Source organism: Streptomyces sp. P17 (genome assembly GCF_032436805.1).
GTDB lineage: Bacteria > Actinomycetota > Actinomycetes > Streptomycetales > Streptomycetaceae > Streptomyces.
Window position 1 is genome coordinate 1 of the sequence record NZ_JAVRBF010000132.1, and the last position, 5,646, is coordinate 5,646.

The following is a 5,646-nucleotide window of genomic DNA, read 5'->3' on the forward strand; positions in this document are numbered from 1 at the left end:
TGCTCGGCGAGCTGCCGGGTGCTCCTCGGCGAGGGTCGGGGCCGGGCCCGCCGGTGCCGGGTTGAGGAAGTCGGGGCCCCGGCACGGGGGACCCGGGCCATCTGACGGAGAACGTCGCGGCGGGCGGACTACGGTTGAGCGAGGAGGAGTCGGCGGTGCTGGAGGAGTGTCATCGCCGTAGCTGAACGATCTCTCACCGATTCCCGTCGTGGCGATGAGTTCCGGCGTTCGCCCCGGTCTCATTGCCGACACCACCCCACAGACGCAGGAGTGACCACGATGCGCATCGTCATCACCGAGTTCATCAGCCTCGACGGCGTCGTGCAGGCGCCGGGCGGTCCCCAGGAGGACACCGACGGCGGTTTCGCGCACGGCGGCTGGTCGCACCCGTACTTCGACCCGGAGGTCCTCGGCGGTGCCTTCGACGCGGGGATGCGCAAGGCCGAGGCGCTGCTCTTCGGGCGCCGCACCTTCCAGACCATGGCCGCCGCGTGGCCGGAGCGGGCCGGGGACCCCTTCGCCGACCGGATGAACTCCATCAAGAAGTACGTCGTCTCCGGCACCCTCTCCGACGCCGATCTGACCTGGAACAACAGCGAGCTCATCCCCGCCGACGGAGCGGTCGCCAGGATCCGGGAGCTGCGCGCGGCCGAGGGCGGCGACCTGGCGATGATGGGCAGCCCGACCCTGGTGCGCACCCTCATCCAGGAGGGCCTCGTCGACGAGCTCCAGCTCATCGTGATGCCGGTGCTGCTCGGCGGCGGCAAGTCGATCTTCCCCGCGGACGGCGGGAAGCGCCCGCTGGAGCTGGTCTCCACGACCACCGCCAAGACCGGCGCCCAGGTGTGCGTCTTCCGGCCGGCGGCCGAGGGGTAGCCGGGCGGGGGCGGGCGTCCTACGCTCGACCCGTACGACATCTCTGACTGAGTCAACCATCAGGGAGCGGGTCGACCATGACCGTCCAGGACATCCGCGCCTTCAACCGCTTCTACACGAACGTCATCGGCGCCCTCGACCACAGCCGCCATCTGTACGCCCCGTACACCCTCACCGAGTCCCGCGTGCTCTACGAGCTCGCGCACTCCCCGCGGACGGACGCCGCCGACCTGCGTACCGAACTCTCCCTGGACTCGGGGTATCTGAGCCGGATCCTGACCAGGTTCGAGCAGGACGGCCTGGTCGAGCGCAGCCCTTCCGCGCAGGATCCCCGGCGGCGCCGGATCACGCTCACCGCACACGGCAGGGAGACCGCCGCCCTGCTGGCCGAGCGCTCGAACGAGGCCGTGGGCTCGCTGCTCTCCGCGGTACCGGCCACCGACCGGCTCCGGCTCGCGGAGGCGATGCGCACGGTCCGCGAGATCCTCTCCGCCAAGGATCACAAGGGCCCCGCAGACGTCCTGCTGCGCGAGCCGGGCCCGGGCGACCTCGGCTGGATCGTGCAGCGCAACGCCGCGCTGTACGCGTCCGAGTTCGGCTGGAACACCGACTACGAAGGGCTGGTCGCGCGGATCGTCGCGGACTTCGCCGAGGACCACGATCCCCACCTGGAGCGGGTGTGGATCGCCGAGCTGGACGGGCGTCCGGTCGGGTGCGTGATGTGCGTCCGGGACGAGGCGCCCGCCACCGCCCGGCTGAGGCTCCTCCTCGTCGAACCGGACGCGCGCGGCCTCGGCATCGGCGACCGGCTGATCGGCGCGGTCGTGGACTTCGCGCGCGGGGTCGGCTACCGCGACCTGGTCCTGTGGACCAACGACGTCCTCGCCGCCGCCCGCCGCCTCTACCAGCGCCACGGTTTCGTGCTCACCGCCGAGAAGCCGCACCGCTCCTTCGGCAAGGACCTGGTCGGACAGGACTGGCGCCTGGACCTGACCGGCACGCCGGAATGACGGCGCCCGATCTGACCGGCGCCCCCGGGTGACGCGTAGAGTCGCGATTATGAAGCTGGCGTTCTCCACTCTCGGTGTCCCCGGTCTTCCCCTCGCCGACGTGCTGCGGCTCGCGTCCGCCCACGGCTATCACGGCGTGGAACTGCGCGCGCATCCCGAGGAGCCGGTGCATCCGGGGCTCACACCAGAGGAGCGGCTCACGGCGGCCGCCGAGTTCAAGACGGCCGGAGTCGAGGTCGTCGGCATCGCCGGATACGCCCGGGTGGCCGCCCCCGGTCCCGACGAACCGGTGATCGAGGAGATCCTCGCCCTGCTCGACCTCGCCCGCGACCTGGGCGCCCCTTTCGTGCGCGTCTTCCCCGGCGCCGAGGACTCCCAGCGCCCCGAGGAGGCCGACGCCGTCGCCGCCCGCAGGCTCGGCACCGCCGCCGAGTACGCCGCCGACCTCGGCGTACGGATCCTGCTGGAGACCCACGACTCGCACCGCACCGGAGCCGCCGCGATCCGGGTGCTCGGCCTGGTCGGGCACCGGAACGTGGGCTCGCTGTGGGACGTGATGCACACCTGGCTGGGCGGCGAGCAGCCCTCGGAGTCGTACGCCGCTCTCGCCCCGTATCTCGGCTACGTCCAGGTCAAGGACATCGCCTCCGCCGCCGACACCACCCCGCTGCCGCTGGGCTCCGGGGTGCTGCCGCTCGCCGAGTGCGTGGAGGTGCTCTCCCGGCACGGCTGGGACGGCTGGCTGTGCTGGGAGTACGAGAAGCGCTGGTACGAGCAGGCGGCCCCGCTCACGGACCTGCTCGGCGCGGGCCACGACCACCTCGCCCGGCTGCTCAACGACTCCGCGTAATTCGTTGGCCCGGGGCGGGGCCCCGGTTAACGTCGCCGTCATGATCCCGCCCGCGCAGCCGCGCTCCGCCATGCCCTCATGAGCCTTGCCCGTACCCTCGTCGACGTACGGCCCCTGCGCACCTCCCCCGTTTTCCGGCGGCTGTTGATCGGGCGCACGGCCTCCATCCTGGGCAGCTTCATGACGGTGGTGACCGTCATGTTCCAGGTGTGGGACATGACGCACAGCGCGGTGTGGAGCGGTGCGGTGGGGCCGGCGCAGGCGCTGCCCCTGGTGGTCGTCGGACTGCTCGCCGGGTCCTGGGCGGACCGGCGGACCGCGGGGACCGGCGCCGGATCTTCCTTCTCGCGACCGTCGGGCTGATCGCGGCCCAACTGGAGCGAGCCCGCGCCGACTTGGCGGCGTATGGGGGTGGGCCGCACTGGCCGCGCTGGTGGAGGCGGGCCGGGGCGTGGCGCTGATCCCGCGCCTGGTCCGGCCGCTCTACGCGCACCGCGACCTCGCCCTGCTCACCACCGAGGGCGCGCCGCCCTCCCGCAACGTCTTCGCGGCCGTACGGGCGGGCTCGGAGGCGGACCCGGTGCTTACGGCCCTACGGGAAGAGCTGCTCAGCGCAGCCGCTTCTCCAGCAGTGCCCGGCACTCCGGCCACTCCTCGGAGGTGATCGAGTAGATCGCGGAGTCCCGCAACAGGCCCTCCTCCCCCGGCGCCCAGGAGCGGGACCAGTTGCGCAGGACGCCCTCGAAGCGGGCGCCCGTGCGCTCGATCGCGGCGCGGGAACGCTTGTTGCGGGCGTCGGTCTTGAGGTCGACGCGGGAGACCTCCCACGCCTCGAAGGCGTGCCGGAACAGGAGGAGTTTCGCCTCGGTGTTCACGCCCGTGCCCTGCGCGGAGGCGGCGAGCCAGGTGAAGCCGACCTCGATGGCGTCCAGCCGGTCCTCGGAGGTCCAGGACCGCGGCTCCCAGTAGGAGGTGGCGCCGACCACGCGTCCGGTCGCCGTGGAGATCTGGGCGTAGGGCGCGAGGATGCCGGCTGCCGCGCGGGCGAGTTGCGCGTCGACGTAGGCCTCGACCTCACTCGCCCGCGGCACCCAGGTGAACGCGTACGTGTCGCGGTTCTCCTCGGCCGCCAGGGCCAGTCCGGGCGCGTGCCGCGGCTCCAGCGGTTCCAGACGGACCAACTCGCCCTCCAGAACCGGTCCTTCCAGCTTGAAGCCCACCGCTCGCCCCTCACAGTCGTGCGCGCAGCGCCCCGAATTCCTCGTGGAAACCCGGGAAAGTCTTGCGTACGCAGCCGGGGTCGTCGAACGAAATACCCGGCACGCGCAGGCCGGTGACCGCGAAGGACATGACGATGCGGTGGTCGCCGTAGGACGTGATCTCGGTGCCGGAAAGGGCTCCCGGGTGGATCTCGATCCAGTCGGGGCCCGTCTCCACCCGTACGCCGAGGCGCCGGAGGTTCTCCGCGCAGGCCTCCAGGCGGTCGCACTCCTTCACCCGGGTGTTGGCGACGTCCTCGATACGCACCGGGCCCGAGGCGAAGGGGGCGATGGCGGCGAGCGTGGGCATGGTGTCGGAGATGTCCCGCATGTTGACCGTGAGGCCGCGCAGTTCGCCGGTGCCGCGGACCGTCGTGCGGTCGGCGCCGATCTCCACCTCCGCGCCCATCCGGCGCAGCACCTCGACAAAGCCCAGGTCGCCCTGGAGCGCGCCCTCGCCCAGGCCCGGCACGGTCACCTCGCCGCCGGTCACGGCCGCTGAGGCGAAGAAGTAGCCGGCCGTGGAGGCGTCGGGTTCGATGGCGTACGTGGTGGCGGTGTAGCCACCGGCGGGGACCACGAAGTCATTGCCGTCGCGGGTCACCTCCACCCCGAAGGCCCGCATCATCGCGAGCGTGATCTCGACGTACGGCACCGAGACCAGGTCGGTGACATGGACGCGCAGGCCCTGCTCGGTGAGCGGGCCGAGCAGCAGCAGGGCGGTCAGGTACTGCGAGGACTGGCCGGCGTCCAGCGTGACCTCGCCGCCGACGACGCCCTTCGCCGTCACGGTGAGCGGGTGGTGGCCCTCCTTCTCCTCGTGGCGCAGGTCCACGCCCAGCTCGCGCAGGGCCCGGGTGAGCGGCAGCAGCGGGCGGCGGCGCATCTGCTCGGAGGCGTCGAAGCGGTAGGTGCCGTGGCCCGCGGCGGCCAGCGTCGGCAGGAAGCGGGCGGTCGTCGCGCCGTCCCGGCAGTAGACGTCCGCCTCGGCGGCCGCGGGGCCCTGCGGGCGGCCGTCCACCTGCCAGCTGTCCGGGGTCCGCCCGACGCGGTAGCCGAGGCTCACCAGGCCCTCGGCGAAGCCCTCGGTGTCGTCCGACCGCAACGGCCGTACGAGGGTGGTGACTCCGTCGGCCGCCGCCGCCAGGAAGAGGGCGCGCGCGGTGATGGACTTGGAACCGGGAATGTCGACAACTGGCATGCCCCCATGATCGCCCGGCGCGTCACCCCGGCGCCCGGAAGTCCACGAGATGGACCACGGATCGTCAGTCCGTGGCCATGTCATCGGGGCGGAACGAGCCAGTCCGGCGAGGGCCCCGGACGCGCTGTCTATGGCCGGCCGGATCCTGCGCGGAGACCCGGCCGGCTGGACCTCGGCCGGCACCAGACCCACGGCGGCCGCGCCGGCCAGACCGATCCCGCCGCCGTACGCCGCGCCGGCCGCGATCCACGGCAACGGCTGCACCGCCGCAGGTGAGCCTCCGCTGCGGCTGATGCTGTACGCCTCAGTCCGTGGCCATGTCCTCCGGCATCGAGCGGGCCAGTCCGGCCAGGACCCCGGACGCGCTGTCTCCGGCCGGCCGGATCCTGCGCGGAGACCCGGCCGGCTGGACCTCGGCCGGCACCAGACCCACGGCGGCCGCGCCGGCCA

General features: G+C 72.6%; 7 protein-coding genes. 5 read left to right on the forward strand and 2 right to left on the reverse strand.

The genetic code is table 11. From position 1 onward, the window contains the following. Positions 1 to 279 precede the first annotated feature (279 nt). The 5 genes from RMT89_RS39500 to RMT89_RS39520 all read left to right on the forward strand — a co-directional run bounded on the left by RMT89_RS39500 (position 280) and on the right by RMT89_RS39520 (position 3,400). A complete protein-coding gene (locus RMT89_RS39500; protein ID WP_315888580.1) occupies positions 280 to 876 on the forward strand; it encodes a dihydrofolate reductase family protein in 597 nt (198 codons plus the stop codon). Between the two features lie 77 nt (positions 877 to 953). Further along, a complete protein-coding gene (locus tag RMT89_RS39505) occupies positions 954 to 1,886 on the forward strand; it encodes a helix-turn-helix domain-containing GNAT family N-acetyltransferase (RefSeq protein ID WP_315888581.1) in 933 nt (310 codons plus the stop codon). A 49-nt stretch (positions 1,887 to 1,935) separates the two neighbouring features. Beyond that, positions 1,936 to 2,736, forward strand: a complete 801-nt coding sequence (locus RMT89_RS39510) for a sugar phosphate isomerase/epimerase family protein (RefSeq protein ID WP_315888582.1) — start codon at positions 1,936 to 1,938, stop codon at positions 2,734 to 2,736. Between the two features lie 78 nt (positions 2,737 to 2,814). Further along, positions 2,815 to 3,099 carry a hypothetical protein gene (locus RMT89_RS39515; protein ID WP_399498802.1) on the forward strand — a complete coding sequence of 95 codons (285 nt, stop codon included), beginning with the start codon at positions 2,815 to 2,817 and terminating at the stop codon, positions 3,097 to 3,099. 70 nt (positions 3,100 to 3,169) lie between these two features. Then, complete coding sequence (locus tag RMT89_RS39520; RefSeq protein ID WP_315888583.1) at positions 3,170 to 3,400, forward strand: LysR substrate-binding domain-containing protein; 231 nt, start codon at positions 3,170 to 3,172, stop codon at positions 3,398 to 3,400. Here the strand turns inward: RMT89_RS39520 and RMT89_RS39525 are convergent. Continuing rightward, complete coding sequence (locus RMT89_RS39525) at positions 3,345 to 3,956, reverse strand: GNAT family protein (RefSeq protein ID WP_315888584.1); 612 nt, start codon at positions 3,954 to 3,956, stop codon at positions 3,345 to 3,347. The two genes, RMT89_RS39520 and RMT89_RS39525, sit on opposite strands and share 56 nt — an antisense overlap. 10 nt (positions 3,957 to 3,966) lie before the next feature. Beyond that, positions 3,967 to 5,196 carry a 3-phosphoshikimate 1-carboxyvinyltransferase gene (aroA, locus tag RMT89_RS39530; protein ID WP_315888585.1) on the reverse strand — a complete coding sequence of 410 codons (1,230 nt, stop codon included), beginning with the start codon at positions 5,194 to 5,196 and terminating at the stop codon, positions 3,967 to 3,969. Between the last annotated feature and the right edge of the window lie 450 nt (positions 5,197 to 5,646).